Origin of the sequence: uncultured Enterovirga sp. (assembly GCF_964242715.1) — a bacterium.
Classification (GTDB): domain Bacteria; phylum Pseudomonadota; class Alphaproteobacteria; order Rhizobiales; family Beijerinckiaceae; genus Enterovirga.
Genome location: NZ_CAXTAZ010000059.1, coordinates 1 through 20,237 on the forward strand (window position 1 = coordinate 1; position 20,237 = coordinate 20,237).

The following is a 20,237-nucleotide window of genomic DNA, read 5'->3' on the forward strand; positions in this document are numbered from 1 at the left end:
TGAAGTCCATGACGCCGAAGATCAGCGTCAGCCCGGCCGCGATCAGGAACAGGATGAGGCCGAACTGGAGGCCGTTCAGGGCCTGGAGAGCGAGGAGGGTCGGGGTCACGCGGCGCGGCCGACCTGGTCCGGGGTGAAGCCGGCGCGGCGCGCATAGCCGCGTACGATCGCCTCCCGCTCGGCATAGGGAAGCACCGCCTCGACATCGCCGAACCCGTCGGGTGCAAGCTCCTCGACGGCATCGATCACGCGCTCCGGGCCGCCGGAGCGGTTCGCGTGGACGATCGCGGCCGTAAGCGGCAGGCGCTCGGCCTCGTAGGCGGCGAGCGCCTGGGCCGGATGCCCGGCCGCGACGAGCGCGTCGGCGAGACAGCGCGCGTCGAGGATGGCCTGGCTCGCCCCGTTCGAGCCGACCGGATACATCGGATGGGCGGCGTCGCCGAGCAGCGTCACGCGCCCATGCGACCAGCGCGGCAGCGGATCGCGGTCGCACATCGGGTATTCCCACACGTCCGCCGTGGCCTCGATCAGGGCCCGGGCGTCCACATACGGGATAGCGAAACGGTCGAGGAAGGGCGCGATCTCGTCGCGCCGGGCACGCCGGGACCAATCCTCCCTGCGCGGCGGCGGCCCGGCCGCCCCGATGGCGGCGACGATGGCCCAGTTCGTCAGCTTCCGGTGCGGGGCCGATCCGTCCGCGATGGGATAGATGACGAGCTTTGCGCTCATACCGCCGGCCACGATCATGGACCGGCTGTCGAGGAAGGCCGGCCAATCCGTCGCCCCGCGCCACAGGACACGGCCGTTCCAGGCCGGCGGGCCCTCGTCCGGAAACAGCTGTGACCGCACGGCTGAATGGATGCCGTCGGCCGCGATCAGCACGTCGCCTCGGCCAGACCCCGCGTTGCGGTTGTCGCGATCGACGAAGCGCGCCGTGACGCCTGCCTCTTCCTGTTCGAAGGCGGTGAGGCGGCATCCGGTCCGAATGGCAGCGGGACCGAGCCGGTCGACGACCGCTGCATGGATCACGCTCTGCAGCCGCCCCCGGTGGATGGAGAATTGCGGTACCCGAAAGCCGGCCGCGGTCCCGCGCAGCTCGCGCCAGACCTCCTGCCCCAAGCAATTGGCGTAGATCAGCTCGTGTGTCCTGATCGCGACGCGATCCAGGTCGTCGAGGAGGCCGAGTTCGGCGAGTTCGCTGATCGCATGCGGCAGGGTGTTGATGCCGACCCCGAGCTCCCGGATCGCATCCGCCTGTTCGTAGAGCTCGACCGCGATCCCGCGCGCGTGCAGCATGAGGGCGGTCGTGAGGCCCCCGATCCCGCCGCCGACGATGATCGCCTTCACGCTCTGCTCCGCCCCGGTCAAGCGCCGGGCGGCGGCGGCAAGAAGTTGACGTCGTGCCGGGCGGCGAGTGCCACGACCGCCTCCGGCTCCTGCTTCGGCAGGCCGTGGATGCCCTGGAAGAGCTCGAACAATGTGCCGGTCGGCGAGACCCAGAACAGGCTCTTCGCGGTCGCACCGGAGCGGTTGAAGATGCCGTGCGGCTCGCCCCGCTTCAGCCGCACGAGGTCGCCCGGCGTGGCGGACGCGTCCTGGCCGTTCAGCCAGAAGTCGAGCCGGCCCTCCAGAATGTAAAGATACTCGTCCTGGAGGGAGTGGATATGAGGCGGCACGAAGGTGCCGTCCGGGAAGGTGGCGTGCCAGGAGAAGCTGTCGTCCGTGAGGGTCTTCGGCACGTAGGTCTGGCCGAGGATGTTCCAGCTGATCCCGTCCAGCCCGGCATTGGCTGTCGTGATCCCGGCCGTCTCGCCTCGCATCGTCATCTCTCCCAGGCTTTCGGTCGATCCTTGAGGCGTCAGTTGGTGAGCGGGCATTCCTTCACATACGGGTCCGCATAGTTCGAGAAGACCTTCTCGACCATCTGCGTCTCGTATCTCCCATCCGGGCGCTTGCCGACCTTGGTCAGGTAGAAATCCTGGACGGGGAACCCGTTCGGGCTGAACTTGAAGGGGCCCCTGAGCGAGGTGAAGTCCGCCTTTCGGAGCGCGGCCCGCGTCGCATCCTTGTTCGACAGATCGCCCTTCAGGCCGCGCATGGCCGAGTCGATCAGGAGCGCCGCGTCATAGGCCTGGAAGGCATAGGTCGCCGGCACCGCCTTGTGGGCCGCGAGATAGGATTCCACGAACTTCTTGTTCTGCGGCGTGTCGAGATCCGGGGCCCAGTTCGATCCCGCGAACATGCCGAGCGCCGCCTCGCCCTGCGCCGGCAGGGTCGCCTCGTCCACCGTGAAGGAGGACAGGACCGGCATGGTCAGACCGGCCTGCCGATATTGCTTGACGAGATTCACGCCCATGCCGCCCGGCATGAAGGTGTAGAGGGCGTCCGGCTTCATCGAGGCGATCTTGGCGAGCTCGGACTGGAAATCGAGATTGTTCAGCGGGACGTAGGATTCCTCGAGGACCTGGCCCTTGTAGTCGCGCTTGAAGCCGGCCACGGCATCCTTGCCGGCCTGGTAGTTCGGCGCGAGAAGATACACCGTCTTGTATCCGCGGTCCTGCGCGACCTTGCCAGAGATCTGGTGAACCTGGTCGTTCTGGTAGGAGGTCGAGAAGAAGAAGGGCGAGCAGTTCTTGCCGGCCAGCGCCGAGGAGCCGGCATTCGGGCTGATCAGGAAGGTCTGCGAATCCGTCACGGGCTTCACGATCGCGCCCAGCACATTCGAGAAGATCGGTCCGATGACGAATTCGACCCTGTCGCGCTCGAGCAGGCCTTTTACCTTGGTCACGGCGACATCCGGCTTCAGCTCGTCGTCGACGACCACGAGTTCGACCTCCTTGCCGCCGAACTTGCCGCCGAGATCCTTGATCGCGAGTTCCATGCCGTTGCGGGCCTGCTGCCCGAGCACGGCCGAGGGCCCGGAGAGCGTGAGGATCAGTCCGACCTTCACCTTGTCCTGGGCGGCGGCGCCCCCGGCCGCGAAGGCGAGCGAGGCCGCAAGGCCGAGTGTTCGTGCTGCCGCTTTCATCACCGAGAGCTCCCGTCCTGGCGCGCCGGAATTCGACCAGACGCCCCACGTTGTCCACGCCGCAAGGGCGTTGTCCATCCCGTCCAAGAACCGTGCCGCGATCGCGAGACCCTGCCGGCGCTTGCCTCGAGATGTTTGAAGCTTAAAATAACGCTTGGCCGTCCCGCAAGCCCGCGGGAGGCAGCCGGAGCCACGTCGATGGCGGGAGGATCGCTCGCGGGTCACCACGCTCTGGTCACCGGCGGCAGCCGGGGGATCGGCCGGGCGATCGCGGCGGCGCTTGCGGCCGCGGGCGCCACCGTCACCGTGCTGGGACGCGATGCGGAGGCGCTCGACGCCGTCGTCCAGGCCGGCGAGGCGCATGGCTTCGCCGTGGCCGACGTGCAGGACCGTGACGCGATGGCGGCGCAGATCCGGCTGGCCGCCGCCGAGCGGGGTCCCATCGACCTTCTGGTCGCCAATGCCGGGGCGGCGGTGTCGAAACCTTTCCTCCGGACGGCCCCTGACGACTTCGCCGGCATGTGGAGCCTCAACGTCATGGGCGTGGTGCACGCCGTACAGGCGACGCTCGGCGCCATGCAGCAACGCGGTTTTGGCCGCATCGTCGCGGTCGCCTCGACCGCCGGCCTCAAGGGTTATCCCTACGTCACCGCCTATTGCGCGGCGAAACACGCGGTCCTCGGCCTCGTGCGGTCGCTCGCCCTCGAGACGGCCCGCACCGGCGTCACCGTCAACGCGGTCTGCCCCGGCTTTGCGGATACCGATCTCGTCACCCGCTCGCTCGACGAGATCGTGCGAAACACTGGCCGGTCGCGCCAGGATGCCCTGTCGGAGCTCACCCGGCACAACCCGCAGGGCCGTCTCGTCGCGCCGTCCGAGGTGGCGGATGCGGTGCTATGGCTCTGCGGCGAGCGGGCCGGCTCAGTCACGGGCCAGGCCGTCGCGGTCGCCGGCGGGGAGGTTTGAGGTGGACGGGCTCCCGGCCGACCTCCCGATCGATGCCGAGACGAAGGCCGCGATGCGGCCGTCCGACCATCGCGCCGAGGTGCGGCTCTGGCTCCGCCTCCTCACCTGCACCACCATGATCGAGGCCGAGATCCGCCGACGCTTGCGCGAGAGCTTCGGGGTCACCCTGCCCCGCTTCGACCTGATGGCGCAGCTCGAGAAAGAGCCGGGCGGACTGACCCTGTCGGACATCTCTCGCCGGATGATGGTGTCGAACGGCAACCTGACCGGCCTCGTCGAGCGGCTGGTCGAATCCGGTCACGTCGCGCGCCGCGCCTCCGCGACGGACAAGCGCGCCCAGGTGATCAGCCTGACGGCCGCCGGCCGCGCCGCCTTCGCCGAGATGGCGAAGGCCCACGAGGGCTGGATCGCGAGCCTCTTCGCCGGGCTCGGATCCGGCGGACAGGACGAACTCATGAACCTCCTCGGACGGGCGAAGGGCTCGGTGCGAGAGGCCTGCCAAGGGGAGATGCCGTGACCCGCCCGGCCAATGCCGTGACCCTGCCGCTCTCGTCCTACGAGCCCGAGCATTTCCGGCTCTCCGTCGAGGGTTGGGTCGCAACCGTCACCCTGAACCGGCCCGAGCGGAAAAACCCGCTCACCTTCGAGAGCTACCGCGAGCTCGCCGACTTCTTCTGGGCCTGCGCCAAGGACGACGACGTAAAGGTCGTCGTGGTCACGGGCGCGGGCGGCAACTTCTCCTCCGGCGGCGACGTGCACGAGATCATCGGGCCGCTCGTTGCGATGGACACGAAGGGCCTCACCGCCTTCACCCGCATGACGGGCGAACTCGTGAAGGCGATGCGGGCGGCCCCGCAGCCGGTCGTCGCAGCCGTGGACGGCATCTGCGCGGGAGCCGGCGCCATCATCGCGATGGCCTCCGACATCCGCCTCGCCACGGCTCGCGCGAAGGTCGCCTTCCTGTTCAACAGGGTCGGGCTCGCCGGCTGCGACATGGGCGCCTGCGCGATCCTCCCCCGCCTCATCGGCCAGGGCCGCGCCTCCGAACTCCTCTACACGGGGCGATTCATGACGGCCGAAGAGGGCGAGCGCTGGGGCTTCTTCTCGCGCCTTGTGGATGGCGATGCCCTCCTTGCCGAGGCCGAGCGGCTGGCCGGCGAAATCGCCTCCGGCCCGACCTACGCGAACACGATGACGAAGCGCATGCTGGCCATGGAATGGGCCATGTCCGTCGAGGAGGCGATCGAGGCCGAGGCGATCGCCCAGGCCCTCTGCATGACGACCGAGGATTTCACCCGCGCCTACCGCGCCTTCGCCGAGCGGCGCGTGCCGGTCTTCGAGGGGAATTGAGGTGGACGGACGCAAGCCGCCCGATCCCTCCCCTCCACGAGGGGAGGGCCGAGTCGCGCCGGAGGCGCGAACCGGGGTGGGGTCCGGCCGCTCGCCGCGCAGCATCGCAAGAGGTCGTTCACTGCGGAAGCGAATGACGCCGCAGGAGGTCAAGCTCTGGAATTGGCTGCGGGAAGCGATCGTTCCGACCGGCTTCCACCTCAGGCGTCAGGTTCCGATCGACTGCTTCATCGTGGACTTCGCTTGCCAGCGGGCGAAGCTCGTCATCGAGGTCGACGGAGAGCAGCACGGGCTAGCACCCGGGCTTCTCCGAGACGAGGCGCGGGATCGACGTCTGGCCGAACTCGGCTACGAGACCCTCCGGTTCAGCAATCGTCAGGTCGATCGCGAAAAGCAGGTCGTTCTCGAAACGATCTACGCGCGTCTCGTCCCGCGATGCGGCGTGCACCCCACCCCGCTCGCGCTCCGCGCGAGTCGGCCCTCCCCTCGACGAGGGGAGGGATCAGGCGGTGATGTTCCGGAGCGGCAGGATGCCTGACACGACCTTCCTGTCCTGGCCGTTCTTCGAGCCGCGGCATCGGCGCTTCCGGGACGAACTCGCCGCCTGGGCGGCCGCCACCGTGCCGCCGCTGGTCGATCATCACGACACCGATGGCAGCTGCCGGCGGCTGGTTGCTTCGCTCGGCGTAGGCGGCTGGCTTCGCGCGGCCGTGCCGGGACACGACGGCGGGGAGCCCGTCTACGACGTGCGCGCCCTCTGCCTCGCCCGGGAGACGCTCGCCTACGAGAGCGGGCTCGCCGATTTCGCCTTTGCCATGCAGGGGCTCGGCACCGGGCCGATCACGCTGTTCGGCACGCCCGAGCAGCGGGAGCGCTACCTGCCTGCCGTCGCCGAGGGGACCCGGATCGCGGCTTTCGCGCTGTCGGAGCCCGAGGCCGGCTCCGACGTGGCCGCGCTCGGGCTCACGGCCGTGCCGGACGGCAATGCCCATGTCCGGCTCGACGGCGAGAAGACCTGGATCTCGAATGGCGGCATCGCCGACCATTACGTCGTCTTCGCCCGCACCGGCGATGGTCCCGGTGCCAAGGGGCTCTCGGCCTTCGTGGTCGATGCCGACGCGCCCGGCCTGACGATCGCCGAGCGGATCGAGGTCGTGGCCCCGCATCCGCTCGCTCGCCTTCGCTTCGACGGCTGCCGGATCCCCGTCGCGAACCGGATCGGCGGCCCGGGCGACGGGTTCCGGATCGCGATGGCGACGCTCGACGTCTTCCGCTCGACCGTCGCCGCGGCCGCGCTCGGGCTCGCGCGCCGCGCCCTCGACGAGGCGCTCGGCCATGCCCGCTCGCGGCACATCTTCGGCGCGCCCCTCGGCGATCTGCAGTTGACCCAGGCGGCGCTCGCCGAGATGGCGACCGCCGTCGATACCTCCGCCCTCCTCGTCTACCGGGCCGCCTGGACCAAGGACGGCGGCGCGCCTCGCGTCACCCGCGAGGCCGCGATGGCCAAGATGCACGCGACCGAAAGCGCCCAGCTGGTGGTCGACAAGGCCGTGCAGATCTTCGGCGGCCTCGGCGTCACGAAGGGCGTCAAAGTCGAGGAATTGTACCGGGAGGTTCGGGCGCTCCGCATCTACGAGGGCGCGACGGAGGTGCAGAAGATCGTTATCGCACGGGATTTGCTGCGGAGGTTGGCATGACCCCCTTCGCCCATCTCGACACTTTCGCGCGCGACCACCTGCCCCCGCCGGAGCAATGGCCGGTCATGCTGACCGACCACCCGGCCTATCGCTATCCCGAGCGCCTGAACTGCGTCGTGCCGCTGCTCGACCGGTGGGTCGAGGAGGGTCGTGCCGACGCGCCCTGCCTGTTCAGCCCGACGGAAAACCTCACCTATCGCGAGCTGCAGGAGCGGGTGAACCGGCTTTGCAACGTCTTCGTGCACGAATTCGGGATGGTGCCGGGCAATCGGCTCTTCCTGCGGGCCGCCAACAATCCCTGGATGGTCGCGACCTACCTGGCCGGCCTGAAGGCCGGCCTCGTGGTCGTCGCCACAATGCCCTTGCTCCGGGCGAAGGAGATCGCCTACCCGATCAACAAGGCGAAGATCGCGGTCGCGCTCTGCGACGGCACGCTCGCCGACGAGATGGAGAAGGCCCGGTCCGCGACGCCGGGGCTCGAGCGCGTCGTCTACTGGGGCAATGGCGGCGAGCACTCGCTTGAGCGCCTCGTCCAGCGGGCGAGCCCGGATTTCACGGCGGTCGACACCGCGGCGGACGACATCTGCCTGATCGCCTTCACGTCCGGCACCACGGGCGAGCCGAAGGGCTGCATGCACGCCCATCGCGACATGCTGGCCGTCTGCGACGGCTTCTCGCAGATGGTCCTCAGGCCCGAGCCGTCCGACCGCTTCATCGGCTCGGCCCCGCTCGCCTTCACCTTCGGGCTCGGCATCGTGCTCTTCCCGATGCGGATCGGTGGCTCCTTCGTCGTGGTCGAGAAAGCCGGGCCGGACGACCTCCTGCCCGCGATCGCGCAGTTCCGGGCCACGATCTGCTTCACGGCCCCGACCGCCTATCGGGCGATGATTCCGCGTCTCCCCGGCCACGACATCTCCTCCCTGCGAAAATGCGTCTCGGCCGGCGAGACGCTGCCGAAATCGACCTGGGAGGCCTGGCGCGACGCGACCGGCATCCGGCTCATCGACGGGATCGGCGGCACCGAGGTGCTGCATATCTACATCAGCGCGACCGAGGACGAGATTCGGCCGGGCTCCACCGGCAAGGCCATCCCGGGCTACGAGGCGAAGATCGTGGATCCGGAGGGGCGCGACCTGCCGCCCGGCACCGTCGGCCGCCTCGCGCTGCGCGGCCCGGTCGGCTGTCGCTATCTCGACGATCCGCGCCAGCAGCTCTACGTCCAGCATGGCTGGAACCTGCCGGGCGACAGTTTCAGCCAGGATGAGGACGGCTATTTCTGGTACCAGGCCCGCTCCGACGACATGATCGTGTCGGCCGGCTACAACATCGCCGGGCCGGAGGTGGAAGCGGCGCTTCTCACCCATCCGGCGGTCGCCGAATGCGGGGTTGTCGGTGCTCCCGACCCGGAGCGCGGCCAGATCGTGATGGCCTATGTGGTCGCGGCCCCGGGGCATGCGCCCGACCCCGCCCTCGCGAAGGCGCTGCAGGAGCACGTCAAGGCCGAGGTCGCGCCCTACAAATATCCTCGCGCGGTCGCCTTCCTGGATGCCTTGCCGAAGACGAGTTCCGGCAAGCTGCAGCGGGTGGAACTGCGCCGCATGGCGGCGGAGGTCGCCAGATGAGCGCCGACGGACGCCCGACATTGCTGCAGCCGCCCGGCTGGCCCGTCCCGAAGGGCTACGCGAACGGCATGGCGGCGAGCGGCCGCTGGATCGTCACCGGAGGGGTGGTCGGCTGGGACCGGGACGAGCACTTCCCGGACGGGTTCGTCTCCCAGGCCCGGCAGGCCTTCGAGAATATCGCGGCCATCCTGGCCGAGGCCGGTGCCGGACCGCAGCATCTGATGCGGCTCACCTGGTACGTCCTCAGCATCGACGACTACCTCGCGGACCCAAAGGCGCTCGGGCGCGCCTATCGCGAGGTCTTCGGCCGGTACTTTCCAGCTATGGCGGTGGTGCAGGTCGTCAGGCTGGTCGAGGCGAAGGCGCTGCTCGAGATCGAGGCGACCGCGGTCGCCGACTGACGCACGCCCGTTTCTCCCCTTGCGGGAGAAGCGGGCCGGCTCACACCCCGCGCTTCACCCGACTCAGCGCCGCCCCGAACTCGTCCGCGAAATGCGCCCGCTCTCCGGGCGACAACTCGCGGCCGATCACGATGCGCTGTCCGCGCGAGACGAGCGCCAGGCGCTGGAGGCCGAATTCCTCGTGCGTCTCCCGGACGAGGCGCGTCCAGAGCGGGTTGAAACGCCATTCACGCTCCTGGCCGCGATGGGTCACGCTCCGGACCATGAGTTCCAATGGCGTGAGCGTCAGTTCCTCGAAGGCGCGGGCGCGTCGGTAGCTCACCCGGAAGGCGATGTAGAGGCCGACCACATCAAGGCCGAGAAAGCCGGTCACCGGCCAGAAGCCGAGCGCGATGAACCGGATCGCGACGAGCGCGGCGACGAGGCTGATCCCCACCATCAGCACCCGGAACCCCTCCGGGCCGAGCGACCGATGCGGCGTGATCACGGCAGAGAAGACGGGGTCTCCCGCCGGGTCGTCGAACCGCTCCGCCTTGCCGGTGATCATGGGCCGAATATAACGCTCCGATGGCCGACCGAAAGCCGCCTCTCATCACGAAGCGCGGCGCGGCCGGCGGAGGCCGCCGGTCCCCTCGCCTGCCGAAGCCGGTCGACGATGCGACGCTGCTCGAGATCATGCGGCGCTTCGAGGAGGCCGAGCCGAACCCCCGCGGCGAGCTCGACTACACCGATCCCTACACCCTCCTGGTCGCCGTGGTGCTCTCCGCCCAGGCGACCGACAAGAGCGTCAACCTCGCGACCGGTCCGCTTTTCCGCGCCGCGAACACGCCGGCCGCCATGGTGGCGCTCGGCGAGGAGCGGGTCACCGACTACATCCGATCGATCGGCCTCTTCCGCACCAAAGCGAAGAATGTCGTCGCGCTGTCTCGCCGCCTCATCGAGGAGCATGGCGGCCTCGTGCCCGGGGATCGCGCTGTCCTGGAGAGCCTGCCCGGGGTCGGCCGCAAGACGGCTTCGGTGGTGCTGAACAACGCCTTCGGCGAGGCGACGATCGCGGTCGACACGCATGTCTTCCGGGTATCCCACCGCATCCCGATCGTCATCGCGGCGACGCCCGACGAGGTGCAGGCGAAACTCGAGCGGCGCATTCCGGCCCGCTATCTCAGCCACGCCCACCATTGGCTGATCCTGCACGGGCGCTACACCTGCAAGGCGCGGGTGCCGGACTGCCCGCGTTGCATCATCCGTGACCTCTGCCGCTATCCGGCGAAGACGGTCGCATTGTCGGATCTTCATTCCGGGGCGATGCAGAGCACCGAACCCGGAACCCACGGCTGACGAAACGCCGGCCGTGGTGCGGTTCGTGGGTTCCGGGCTCCGCTTCGCGGCCCCGGAATGACGAGAGTGACGTCGTTCGCTCGAACCGATTGTTCATCCTGCCCTGCTAAGCGCCTCTGATGGCAGGCATCAGCGATATCGAGAGGAGTCCGGTCCCCACGGCCTTGGCGGCCCGACTCGTCGCAATCCTTCGCGACCGGAGCGAGGCGGGGCTCTCCCGCCGTTTCGCCGTCGGCGCCTTCGCGGCCCGGGTGCTGAATGCCGGGCTCGGCTTCGTGACGCAGGTCCTGCTGGCACGCTGGATGGGCGAACGGGATTACGGCATCTATTCGACCGCCTGGACGTGGCTGCTCGTGGCCGGCGGCATTCTCTCGCTCGGCCTGCCGCTCGCGGCCTCGAAGCTCGTTCCCGAATACCGCGAGCGAGACGACGGACCGGGCTTGCGCGGCTTCCTGACCGGCTCGCGCCGCCTCGGTGCCATGCCGAGCCTTTTGGGCGCCCTCGCGGCCGTCGCCTTTCTGTCGACCTCGCCAGGCCTGCTCGGTCCCTATTGGCCGGTCGCGGCGATCACGCTTCTCGTCCTCCCGGCCTACGTGCTGATGGACATCCAGACCGGCATCGCCCGCGCCTGCGGCTTCGCGGTGCTGGGCCTGGCAGCCGACTACCTCGTCCGGCCGGCTCTCCTGCTCGCCCTCGTCGTGGGGCTGTGGGCCGTGGGTGAACCCGGCACCGCCGCGACCGTGATGGTCGCGACCGGACTCGCGGTTCTCCTCACGACCGCCGGCCAGGGTATCGCCCTTCAGCGGCGGCTCGCCCGGATGGCGCCCGCCGGGCCGAGCCGAACCGACCTTCGCCGCTGGGCGACGGTTTCCTGGCCGCTGCTCGGCGAAGTCGGGTTCATGCTTCTGCTCGGCGCGACCGACATCCTGGTCATGCAGCTCTTCGTCCCGCCGGAGGAGATCGCCCCCTATTTCGCCGCGACCAAAATCGTGGCGATCGCCTCCTTCGTCTCCTACGGCGTGTCCAGCACGAGCGCTCACCGGTTCGCGACCCAGGTCTCGCGGGGCGACCGGGACGGCATGGCCCGCCTCGCGGGCGAGACGGTGCGCTGGACCTTCTGGCCGACCCTCGCGGTCGCGGCCACGCTCTCGGCGCTCGCGGTCCCGCTTCTCGCTCTCTTCGGCCCGAGTTTTACGGCAGGCGCCCCGATCGTCGCGATCCTGGCGGCAGGGCTCGTCGCCGGCGCGGTCGTCGGCCCGGCCGACCGGGCGCTGGCCATGGCCGATCACGGCCGGGCGGCGGCCTTCGTGTATGCCTGCGCCTTCCTGGCCAACCTGTTGCTCTGCCTCATTCTCACGCCGGTACTCGGGCCGGTCGGGGCGGCGCTCGGAACGTCGCTCGCCATGGCCTTCAAGGCCGCGCTGCTGTTCGTCGCGGCGAAGCGCCGGCTCGGGATCCGGATGACGGTCATCCCCAGATGGCGGCCCGCCTGATGTCGCGGCCCTGGCCCGTCCCGCCGGGTCTTTCGGCCGAGCTCCTCGCCCTGGGGGAGTGGCCGGCCTTCCGTCCTCATTGGGACGACCTCTCCTCGCGGGCGCTCGAGCCCAACGCCTTCTTCACGGCCGACGCGCTGAATGCTCGCTCGCGCCATCTGCCTGGGGGCGCGGATCTTCGCCTCCTCGTCGCTTGGCGCGGCGATGGCGAGACGCGCCGCCTGGTCGGCCTCCTGCCGGTGCTACGCCCGCGCGGCCGGGTGCTGAACCCGTTCCCCATCCGGCGTGCGCCTGAACTCTACGGGCCACTCTCGACGCCGCTCGTCGATCCGGATCGACCGGACGAGACTTGGGCCGCCATGCTGGCTGGCTTGGCGCAGGTCGGAGCCGCGGGCATTCTCCTCCCCTTCCTGAGCGAGGACGGCCCGGTCGCCGCCGCGCTGGTCGAGGCCGCCGGCACCGGTGGCCTGCCGGTCGAAAAGCTCGGCGGCCATGGCCGCGCCTTCCTCGACAGCCGCCTCGGCAGCGAGGCTTATTTTCGGGCGACGCTCGAGACTCGCCGCCGCAAGGAGGCCGAGCGGCAGCGGCGGCGCCTCGGCGAGCAGGGCAAGCTGACGTTCTGCGTGGCCAACTTGCCCGAGGACGTCACGGCCGCGACGGAGGAGTTCATCGCGCTGGAGGCCGCGGGGTGGAAGGGCCGCGCCGGCACGGACCTCGGGAGCGCGGCCGGAGCCAGCGCCTATTTTCGCGAGATCGCGGCCGGGATGCGCGACCGCTCTTACCGGGTCGCGACGCTCCGGCTCGACGGGCGCGCGATCGCGGCCGGCCTCGTCATGATCGCCGGTCGCCGCGCCTTCTACGTGAAGACGGCCTATGACGAGGCGCTCGCCCGCTTCTCGCCCGGGCTGCTCCTGACCCTCGACCTCACCGCCCACCTCCTGGACGACCCCTCTTTGGACGAGGCGGACTCGGTCGCCGTCGCGGATCACCCGATGATCGACCGGCTCTGGACGGGGCGCTTCCGGGTCGCGTCCCTCCTGGTAGCGACACGACCGGGCGGCGGCCCCGCCTTCCGGTCCGCACTCGCCTTCGAGACGCTTCGCGAAGGCGCCATCGTGCGCGCCAAGCGCTATGCCACGAAATTGTCGAGGTCTCGTCCACCCGGCGCTAACGAAACCGGCAGGAAGGCCGGCTTGGAACCCGCGGCTTAGGGTTTCGGCGAAAGAACGCGCGCTATCTCGCTCCGGGACACGGCGAAGGGGCCGGCACGAGGGAGATCGACATGACTGCGCTGATCGAGCTGGACCAGGAGGCCCGCAAGGCCTTCCCCGAGCGGCCTTTCGCGACGCGGCACAATCTTGCCGACCACCCCCTCTTCTCGCTCGAGAAGCTCGTCGAACTCGCCGGGCAGATGCCGCCCGACGGGATCGAGTATAATTCCGGCAAGGTCGGCATTGACCAGAAGCCGGAGGAGACGCCCCTCGTCGACATGGCTGCGATCGAGGTCGTTCGCCGGATCAAGGAGGCGAATGCTTGGTTGGTGCTCAAGCGCGTGGAGCGCATGCCGGCCTATGCGGCTTTGCTCCGCGAGGTCCTGGACGGTGTCGCCCGGGACATGGGCCATCGCGACGCCGCGGATGCCGGCTTCACTCATCTCGAAGGCTTCGTCTTCGTCTCCTCGCCGAACGCGACGACGCCCTTCCATTCCGATCCCGAGGACAATTTCTTCGTCCAGATCCACGGCGACAAGTTCTTCCACGTGATCGACAACCAGGACCGCTCCGTCGTGCCGGACCTCGCCTTCGAGGTGACGCCCTCCATGCACAGGAACCTGCCCTATCGGCCGGATTTCGAAGACCGCGCGACCGTCTTCACGATGAAGGCCGGCGACGGCTGCTTCGTCCCCTATCTCTGGCCGCATTGGGTCAAGACGGGCGACAGCTATTCGATCTCGATGGCGGTGACCTGGAAGTCGCCGGCCGTGCGGCGCTCGAACAAGGTGCTGTTCGTCAACGCGCTGCTGCGCAAATGGGGCATGCCGCAGAAGCCGCCGGGCATGAGCCCCGCCCTCGATTGGGCCAAGGCCGCTGCCTACACGGCCGCCCGCGCTCCGCTCGAGCCGCTCCGCCGCAGCGACCGGCTTCGCGCGATGCTGCGGGGCCTGCTGTTCGGGCGGAACGCGAACTACTACCTGCAGGCCCGAAAGGGCTGAGCCACCCACGTCATCCTGGGCGCGGTGCAGCACTCAGTGCTGCTCCGCAGACCCGGAACCCACGGCTCACACAACCGCAGATCAGCCTTCCTGTCGGTCGCCCTTCCGTGAGTTCCGGGTTCTCGCCGTAGGCGAGCCCGGGGATGACGGGGAGAGCGGCTAAGCGCCCTCTTTCAGCTCTTCCGTGATCACCTTGAACCCGGTCAGGTTGCAGGCGCCGAAGCTCGTGACGATCGCGACATCCGTCGCATCGCGGCCGCGGGCCATAACGATTCGGCCGACCCGGGGCTTGTTGTGGCGGGCGTCAAACGTGTACCAGCGGCCGCCGAGATAGGCCTCGAACCAGGCCGAGAAATCCATCGGATTCTCGTCGACCGGCACGCCGATGTCGCCGAGATAGCCGGTCGCGTAGCGGGCCGGCACGTTCATGCAGCGGCAGAGCGTGACCGCGAGATGGGCGAAGTCCCGGCACACGCCCTTCTGCTCCTGGTGGCCTTCGAAGGCGGTCTTGGTCGCGCGGGCATGCTGGTAGCCGAAGGTGATCCGCTCGTGGGTATAGGCCACGATGGCCTGGACCAGCGGCCAGCCCTTCGGGACGTTGCCGAACAGCGACCAGGCCGTGTCGGACAGGCGGTCCGTCTCGCAATACCGGCTGCCCAAGAGGTAGACGAGCACCTCCGACGGCAAGTCCTCGACCGCGTGCTGGACGGCGTCCGGCGCGAACTCGTCTTGCAGCCCGCTATCAGTGACGACGAAATCGTTCGTGATGACGAGGGTGCCGGTGGGGGCCACGAGACGCACGCAGCGGTTCCCGAACATGTCGCGATAGTCGCTGTGCCGGACGGGATGAGAGAACGCGACCTCGTCCACACGCTCGACCACATCCCGCTCGCGGTCCGGGGCGACGTTCAGCATCAGGATCATCGGTGAGGGTGAGCGCACGTCGTAGGTGATCTCGTAGCCGCAACGGATCTTCATGGCGCTCCTCCAGGCCGGCCCAAGCTCATGCGGCCACCGCCGGCGCTTCTGCTTCGGACCGCCGCGACCTCTCTGCCGTGACGTCCACTGTAACCGACATATCGATGAAATCGCTCGGAAAGCCCAAGAAGCTTCCGGCGAGCGGGGCCGCCTGGTCCGGGTCGCGCACGACCGCCACCCGGACGAGGTCGCCGTTGCCGACCGCCCCGCCCGTCGGGTCGAAATCGATCCAGCCCCCGCCAGGCAGGTAGACCTGCAGCCAGGCATGGGTGGAACCCCCGGCGCGCCGGGCGCTCTCGTCGGTGGAGCGAACGTGGAGGTAGCCGGACACGAAACGGGCCGCCATCCCTTGCGTCCGGACCGCCTCCGCCATCAGGACCGCGAAGTCGCGGCACGACCCGCGCCGAAGATGCAGCGTCTGGGCCGGAGCCTGGATGCCGGCCTCCTCCCGCCGGAGATAGGCGAAGTCTCGCCGGATCGTGGCGTTGAGGCGGGCAAGGAAGCTCCAGGTCCCGCGCTCGGGATCCTCGGCCAGGATCGCCTTCGCCCAGCCGTCGACCGCATGCTGCGGGTCGGGATGCTGGCGCTCGATGAAGCGGGCCAGATCCGGCATCTCCTCCGCGCCGTAGGAGAAGGGACAGGTGCGGGCGTGATCCGCGATGGCGAGGGCTGCCTCGCGAAACGGCGTGTGGTCGACCCCCATCGTGGCGACGACGGACAATTCGCTGGTTCTCCGGCCGAACCGCGCGGAGCCGACGAGATTGCCGGACGCGTCCTCAGACCAGCCGAAGGCGGTCGGCTCGGGACGGATCTCGATCGCGTATTCCACGATGCGCTGGTCATGGCTCTCGCGCGGGCGAAGCATCAGCCGATGCTCCCCGAGCGCGACGACGGACCGATACCGGTACGTCGTTTCGTGCCTGACCCTGAAGATACCCATCCCGTCTCCGGCCTCGCCTCGGGGTAGCAGGTTCCGAGCCAGTTGCGCTACATCACGCTGGCCGCCGGCGACCGGGGCGCGAGAACCGGGCGGTGATGAGCGGCGAGACACTTCTTGGACCCGACGAGCCGTCGCCCGTCGCGCTCCACAGACCCGACGGCCGCTCGCCCATCCTGCTGGCCTGCGACCATGCCGGGCGCCGCGTGCCCCGCCGCCTCGGCCAGCTCGGGCTCGCCGAATCCGAGTTCGACCGGCACATCGCCTGGGATATCGGGGTCGCGGCCGTGTCGCGCCGCATGTCAGAGGCGCTCGACGCCACCCTCGTCGAGCAGCTCTATTCGCGGCTCGTGATCGACTGCAACCGGCCGCCAATGGTGCCGAACTCGATCCCGGTGCTCAGCGAGGCGACGCCGATCCCGGGCAACCTCGATCTGCCGGAGAGCGACCGGGAGGCGCGGCGGCGGGAGATCTTCCAGCCCTACCACGACGCCATCGACGACACGCTCGAGGGCCGCAAGCGCGGCGGACGCGAGACGGTGCTCGTCGCCATGCACAGCTTCACGCCGACCTATCTCGGCGAGTCCCGGCCCTGGCATATCGGCACCCTCTACGGCCGCGATGCGCGCCTGGCCCGCAGCCTGCGCGACCTGCTCAGCGGAGAGGCAGGACTCGTCGTCGGGGATAACGAGCCCTATTCCGTATCGGACGAGACCGACTACACGATCCCGGTCCATGGCGAGCGCCGGGGCATCGTCCATGTCGGGATCGAGATCCGGCAGGATCTCATCGGCGGGGAGGATGGGCAGGCCGAATGGGCGGAGCGCCTCGTCCGGCTCCTGCCGCGGGCGCTCGACGGGGTAGAGGCACGATGACGAGCGACAACATCCACATCCTGCAGGCCTTCGAGCGGCAGCCGGACGGGTCCTGGCGCTGCATCGAGGCGGTCAGCATCGTGACGCCGGACGGTACTCTCTCCGTCGAGCCCGGGATGACCTTCACCTTCGGCAAGATGTTCGAGCATCTCGACGTGGCCGAATACCTGGAGCAGCTCGGCGCGCAGTTCGGATCGTGAGACTCGGGGTCGGCTTGGGGCGGGGTTGTGAAATCCCCTGTGCCCGCACACATTAAGACGATCCGAGGGGTGCCCGGCCGGGCTGAGACGGCGCCGAACCAAGGTTCGGCCCGAACCCTTTGAACCTGATCCGACTCGCATCGGCGGAGGGACGGAATGAGCGACACAGAGCCTTCGCCATCGTCGGACGCCGTCTCCGTCATCGGGGCCGGCATCTGCGGCACCTGGGCGGCCTTGATGCTTAGCGAGGCCGGTCTCCCGGTCAGCCTCCATGAGCGCGACGATCCCTCGCTGTCGCGTTCGACCAGCTACTGGGCCGGCGGTATGCTGGCCCCCGATTGCGAAAGCGATGGTGCGGAGCCGATCGTCGTCCGGCTCGGCCGTCGTTCGATCGACTTGTGGCGGCGCCACCTGCCCGAGACCTCGCTGCTCGGCTCCCTCGTCGTCTCGCATCCGCGCGATCGGGGCGACCTCGACCGTTTCGCGCGCCAGACATCCGGGCACCGGACCGTGAGCGAGGCCGAGATCGGGAATCTCGAGCCTGCTCTGGCGGGCCGGTTCCGGACCGGGCTGTTCTTCCCCGACGAGGGTCATGTCGAACCCCGCACCGTGCTCCCGGCTCTGCATTCCGAACTGACCCGGCGCGGAGTTCCGATCCGCTTCGGTTCCGCCGTGGACCCGACGACCGCGCCGGGCCTCGTCGTCGATTGCCGCGGGATCGCCGCCCGCGACGCCTTGCCCGAGCTGCGGGGCGTGAAGGGCGAGACGGTGCTGGTCGAGACGACCGAGATCGCGCTGCGCCGCCCCGTGCGGCTGATGCACCCGCGCTGGCCGCTCTACGTCATTCCGCGCCCGGGTGACCGCTTCCTGATCGGGGCGAGCACGATCGAAAGCGAGGACACGTCCGGTGTCAGCGTCCGCTCCGCCTTGGAATTGCTGACTGCGGCCTATGCGCTTCATCCAGCCTTCGGCGAGGCCCGCATCGTCGAGCTCGGCACCGCCCTCAGGCCCGCCTTTCCGGATCATGCCCCCCGGATCGAAGTGAAGGGCCAGCGCATCGCCGTGAACGGACTCTACCGGCACGGTTTCCTGATGGCGCCGGCCCTGGGCGAGGTGGTGGCGAATTACGTCTTGTCGGGAATTCGGGACAACGAGGTGATGCGATGGTCCTGACCGTCAACGGCGAGCCGGCCGAGGTCGGCGCAACGCGCATCCCCGACCTCCTCGCGGAACTCGGCTACGAGGGTACCTTCTTCGCCGTCGCCGTGAACCAGGAGGTCGTGCGCCGGGCTCGCTGGGCCGATATCGAGTTGGCGGAGGGCGATGCGGTCGAAGTCGTCACGCCTCGTCAGGGCGGGTGAGGAGCGGTGTGATGCAGCTTTATGGTCAGGAGGTCGCCTCGCGCCTCCTCGTCGGCACCGCGCTTTATCCATCCCCCGCCGTGATGGAACGGGCAATCCAGGCTTCCGGCGCCGGAATCGTGACCGTGTCGGTGCGCCGGGAGGCGGGCGGCGGACGCAGCGGCGATGCGTTCTGGCGCATCATCCAGTCGCTCGGCGTCAAGGTGCTGCCGAACACTGCCGGCTGCCGGACCGTGAAGGAGGCCGTCGCGACGGCCGAGCTCGCGCGCGAGCTGTTCGCGACCCCTTGGATCAAGCTCGAGGTGATCGGAGACGACGAGACGCTGCAGCCGGACGTCGTCGGTCTGGTCGAGGCCGCCGGTATCCTGTGCCGGGACGGGTTCGAGGTCTTTCCCTACACGACCGAGGATCTGAGCGTCGCCTCGCGCCTCGTCGAGGCCGGGTGCCGGGTCGTGATGCCCTGGGCCTCGCCGATCGGCAGCGGCCAGGGCATCGTGAGCCGCTCTGCGCTCCAGACGCTGCGCTCGCGCCTTCCCGACGTCACCCTGATCGTCGATGCCGGGCTCGGCGCTCCCTCCCATGCCGCGGAGGCGATGGAGCTCGGCTACGACGCCGTCCTCCTCAACACCGCCATTGCCAAGGCCGACGACCCGGTCGCCATGGCGCGCGGCTTCGCGCTCGCGGTCGAGGCGGGACGTCTCGCGCATGAGGCCGGGCTGATGCCGCAACGCGACTTCGCCTCGCCCTCGACACCGGTCGTCGGGACTCCGTTCTGGCACGCAGCCGGATGAGGCTCGCCCTGCTGAAACCCACCCCCGCTCATCCCGGCGGAAGCCGGGACCCAGCCCGTCCAGCGCACAGGTGCCTGGGAGTGGATGCCGGCTTGCGCTGGCATGAGCGGAGAGCATCAGGACCCTTAGCCGGATGAGCGCCCTCCCCTACCCGGACCGGTTCTACCCCGTCGTCGACAGCCTGGCCTGGGTCGAGCGGCTCGTGCGGCTCGGGATCGGCACGGTGCAACTCCGCGCCAAGGACCTCGGGCATGACGAGGCCCTCCGGTTGGTGACGGCGTCGCTTGCCGTCATAGCCGGAACGGCGACGCGGCTCGTCGTCAACGATTATTGGCGGGCCGCGATCGAGGCCGGGGCGTCGCATCTGCATCTCGGCCAGGAGGATCTCGCCGAGGCCGACGTGCCGGCGATCCGCCGGGCCGGCCTCACGCTCGGCATCTCGACCCATGACGAGGACGAGCTCGAAACCGCCCTCGCCCACGCGCCGGATTATGTGGCGCTCGGGCCGATCTACCCCACGACGCTGAAAGCCATGCGCTTCTCGCCGCAGGGACTCGACCGGATCGGCGTCTGGAAGCGCCGGATCGGATCGATCCCGCTGGTTGCGATCGGGGGAATCACGCTGGAGCGCGCCCCCGGCGTGTTCGCGGCCGGCGCTGATTCGATCGCGGTGGTCAGCGATGTCACCCAGGCGGCCGACCCGGAGCGGCGCGTCCAGGACTGGCTCGCCTACACCCGGCAGGCCCAAGCCGCAGTCTAGAACGCGGCCGAACCGCGTACCGGCGCGTCATCACAAGCGACACATCCGCATTACGGACCGGGTATTCTGCAGAGGAACACTCACGTTCCCGCACTGATTTCGCGATGTATGCTTAAAAAAGCATTAAAATTCGACTCTGCATTCGAACCTCGTCCGACCTGTACTGGATACGGTCTTGGAGACGGCTCCGGTGCCGCTACTACCCGTTCGGCCGAGCTTGCTTGAAAT

General features: G+C 69.2%; 23 protein-coding genes, 1 pseudogene and 1 riboswitch. Of the genes and pseudogenes, 17 read left to right on the forward strand and 7 right to left on the reverse strand.

What is annotated here, in order from left to right; translation table 11 throughout:
* The 4 genes and pseudogenes from ACFE87_RS21365 to ACFE87_RS21380 all read right to left on the reverse strand — a co-directional run.
* Positions 1 to 109: pseudogene (locus ACFE87_RS21365) on the reverse strand (branched-chain amino acid ABC transporter permease); the annotation flags it as partial.
* The gene (locus tag ACFE87_RS21370; protein WP_375461685.1) at positions 106 to 1,347 is read right to left on the reverse strand and encodes a flavin-dependent oxidoreductase; all 1,242 of its coding nucleotides are present in this window, start codon (positions 1,345 to 1,347) and stop codon (positions 106 to 108) included. The gene ACFE87_RS21370 and the pseudogene ACFE87_RS21365, both read right to left, overlap by 4 nt.
* 17 nt (positions 1,348 to 1,364) lie before the next feature.
* Positions 1,365 to 1,820, reverse strand: coding sequence for a cupin domain-containing protein (locus ACFE87_RS21375; protein ID WP_375461686.1), 456 nt, complete (start codon positions 1,818 to 1,820; stop codon positions 1,365 to 1,367).
* Positions 1,821 to 1,858: 38 nt separating this feature from the next.
* Entirely contained in the window at positions 1,859 to 3,028 is a 1,170-nt protein-coding gene (locus tag ACFE87_RS21380; RefSeq protein ID WP_375461687.1) for an ABC transporter substrate-binding protein, read from the reverse strand.
* 198 nt (positions 3,029 to 3,226) lie between these two features.
* Here ACFE87_RS21380 and ACFE87_RS21385 point away from each other — a divergent pair, with 198 nt between their 5' ends.
* The 7 genes from ACFE87_RS21385 to ACFE87_RS21415 all read left to right on the forward strand — a co-directional run bounded on the left by ACFE87_RS21385 (position 3,227) and on the right by ACFE87_RS21415 (position 9,064).
* Positions 3,227 to 3,994, forward strand: coding sequence for an SDR family NAD(P)-dependent oxidoreductase (locus ACFE87_RS21385; RefSeq protein WP_375461688.1), 768 nt, complete (start codon positions 3,227 to 3,229; stop codon positions 3,992 to 3,994).
* Positions 3,995 to 4,046: 52 nt separating this feature from the next.
* Positions 4,047 to 4,511, forward strand: coding sequence for a MarR family winged helix-turn-helix transcriptional regulator (locus ACFE87_RS21390; protein ID WP_375461715.1), 465 nt, complete (start codon positions 4,047 to 4,049; stop codon positions 4,509 to 4,511).
* On the forward strand, positions 4,508 to 5,344 hold the full coding sequence (locus tag ACFE87_RS21395) for an enoyl-CoA hydratase family protein (RefSeq protein ID WP_375461689.1): 837 nt from the start codon (positions 4,508 to 4,510) through the stop codon (positions 5,342 to 5,344). The genes ACFE87_RS21390 and ACFE87_RS21395 overlap by 4 nt, the downstream gene beginning before the upstream one ends.
* Positions 5,345 to 5,420: 76 nt before the next feature.
* Complete coding sequence (locus tag ACFE87_RS21400) at positions 5,421 to 5,882, forward strand: endonuclease domain-containing protein (RefSeq protein ID WP_375461716.1); 462 nt, start codon at positions 5,421 to 5,423, stop codon at positions 5,880 to 5,882.
* A complete protein-coding gene (locus tag ACFE87_RS21405) occupies positions 5,875 to 7,041 on the forward strand; it encodes an acyl-CoA dehydrogenase family protein (RefSeq protein WP_375461690.1) in 1,167 nt (388 codons plus the stop codon). Before ACFE87_RS21400 ends, ACFE87_RS21405 begins: the two co-directional genes overlap by 8 nt.
* Positions 7,038 to 8,663 carry an AMP-binding protein gene (locus ACFE87_RS21410; protein ID WP_375461691.1) on the forward strand — a complete coding sequence of 542 codons (1,626 nt, stop codon included), beginning with the start codon at positions 7,038 to 7,040 and terminating at the stop codon, positions 8,661 to 8,663. The genes ACFE87_RS21405 and ACFE87_RS21410 overlap by 4 nt, the downstream gene beginning before the upstream one ends.
* Positions 8,660 to 9,064, forward strand: coding sequence for a RidA family protein (locus ACFE87_RS21415; RefSeq protein WP_375461692.1), 405 nt, complete (start codon positions 8,660 to 8,662; stop codon positions 9,062 to 9,064). Before ACFE87_RS21410 ends, ACFE87_RS21415 begins: the two co-directional genes overlap by 4 nt.
* A gap of 40 nt (positions 9,065 to 9,104) precedes the next feature.
* Here ACFE87_RS21415 and ACFE87_RS21420 read toward each other — a convergent pair whose 3' ends face one another.
* Complete coding sequence (locus ACFE87_RS21420; RefSeq protein ID WP_375461693.1) at positions 9,105 to 9,611, reverse strand: DUF2244 domain-containing protein; 507 nt, start codon at positions 9,609 to 9,611, stop codon at positions 9,105 to 9,107.
* A 20-nt stretch (positions 9,612 to 9,631) separates the two neighbouring features.
* Between ACFE87_RS21420 and nth the strand changes: the two genes are divergently transcribed.
* The 4 genes from nth to ACFE87_RS21440 all read left to right on the forward strand — a co-directional run bounded on the left by nth (position 9,632) and on the right by ACFE87_RS21440 (position 14,107).
* Positions 9,632 to 10,402 (forward strand): endonuclease III, encoded by a 771-nt coding sequence (gene nth / locus ACFE87_RS21425; RefSeq protein WP_375461694.1) that lies wholly within the window; start codon positions 9,632 to 9,634, stop codon positions 10,400 to 10,402.
* A gap of 164 nt (positions 10,403 to 10,566) precedes the next feature.
* On the forward strand, positions 10,567 to 11,895 hold the full coding sequence (locus ACFE87_RS21430; protein WP_375461695.1) for a lipopolysaccharide biosynthesis protein: 1,329 nt from the start codon (positions 10,567 to 10,569) through the stop codon (positions 11,893 to 11,895).
* Entirely contained in the window at positions 11,880 to 13,106 is a 1,227-nt protein-coding gene (locus ACFE87_RS21435) for a GNAT family N-acetyltransferase (RefSeq protein ID WP_375461696.1), read from the forward strand. The genes ACFE87_RS21430 and ACFE87_RS21435 overlap by 16 nt, the downstream gene beginning before the upstream one ends.
* Positions 13,107 to 13,177: 71 nt before the next feature.
* On the forward strand, positions 13,178 to 14,107 hold the full coding sequence (locus ACFE87_RS21440; protein WP_375461697.1) for a cupin-like domain-containing protein: 930 nt from the start codon (positions 13,178 to 13,180) through the stop codon (positions 14,105 to 14,107).
* Positions 14,108 to 14,266: 159 nt separating this feature from the next.
* On the opposite strand, the gene ACFE87_RS21445 is transcribed toward ACFE87_RS21440, so the two are convergent.
* Positions 14,267 to 15,085 carry a transglutaminase family protein gene (locus ACFE87_RS21445; protein ID WP_375461698.1) on the reverse strand — a complete coding sequence of 273 codons (819 nt, stop codon included), beginning with the start codon at positions 15,083 to 15,085 and terminating at the stop codon, positions 14,267 to 14,269.
* 25 nt (positions 15,086 to 15,110) lie between these two features.
* Positions 15,111 to 16,025, reverse strand: coding sequence for a transglutaminase N-terminal domain-containing protein (locus ACFE87_RS21450; RefSeq protein WP_375461699.1), 915 nt, complete (start codon positions 16,023 to 16,025; stop codon positions 15,111 to 15,113).
* A 95-nt stretch (positions 16,026 to 16,120) separates the two neighbouring features.
* On the opposite strand from ACFE87_RS21450, the gene ACFE87_RS21455 reads away from it, so the two are divergent.
* The 6 genes from ACFE87_RS21455 to ACFE87_RS21480 all read left to right on the forward strand — a co-directional run bounded on the left by ACFE87_RS21455 (position 16,121) and on the right by ACFE87_RS21480 (position 20,009).
* Positions 16,121 to 16,897 carry an N-formylglutamate amidohydrolase gene (locus ACFE87_RS21455; protein WP_375461700.1) on the forward strand — a complete coding sequence of 259 codons (777 nt, stop codon included), beginning with the start codon at positions 16,121 to 16,123 and terminating at the stop codon, positions 16,895 to 16,897.
* Entirely contained in the window at positions 16,894 to 17,097 is a 204-nt protein-coding gene (locus ACFE87_RS21460) for a hypothetical protein (RefSeq protein ID WP_375461701.1), read from the forward strand. Before ACFE87_RS21455 ends, ACFE87_RS21460 begins: the two co-directional genes overlap by 4 nt.
* Positions 17,098 to 17,152: 55 nt before the next feature.
* Positions 17,153 to 17,266, forward strand: a riboswitch (TPP riboswitch).
* Complete coding sequence (locus ACFE87_RS21465; protein WP_375461702.1) at positions 17,254 to 18,270, forward strand: FAD-dependent oxidoreductase; 1,017 nt, start codon at positions 17,254 to 17,256, stop codon at positions 18,268 to 18,270. (Overlaps the previous riboswitch by 13 nt.)
* The gene (gene thiS, locus ACFE87_RS21470) at positions 18,261 to 18,458 is read left to right on the forward strand and encodes a sulfur carrier protein ThiS (RefSeq protein ID WP_375461703.1); all 198 of its coding nucleotides are present in this window, start codon (positions 18,261 to 18,263) and stop codon (positions 18,456 to 18,458) included. Before ACFE87_RS21465 ends, thiS begins: the two co-directional genes overlap by 10 nt.
* 11 nt (positions 18,459 to 18,469) lie before the next feature.
* Positions 18,470 to 19,249 (forward strand): thiazole synthase, encoded by a 780-nt coding sequence (locus ACFE87_RS21475; protein WP_375461704.1) that lies wholly within the window; start codon positions 18,470 to 18,472, stop codon positions 19,247 to 19,249.
* Positions 19,250 to 19,382: 133 nt separating this feature from the next.
* Positions 19,383 to 20,009, forward strand: coding sequence for a thiamine phosphate synthase (locus ACFE87_RS21480; protein WP_375461705.1), 627 nt, complete (start codon positions 19,383 to 19,385; stop codon positions 20,007 to 20,009).
* Positions 20,010 to 20,237 lie beyond the last annotated feature (228 nt).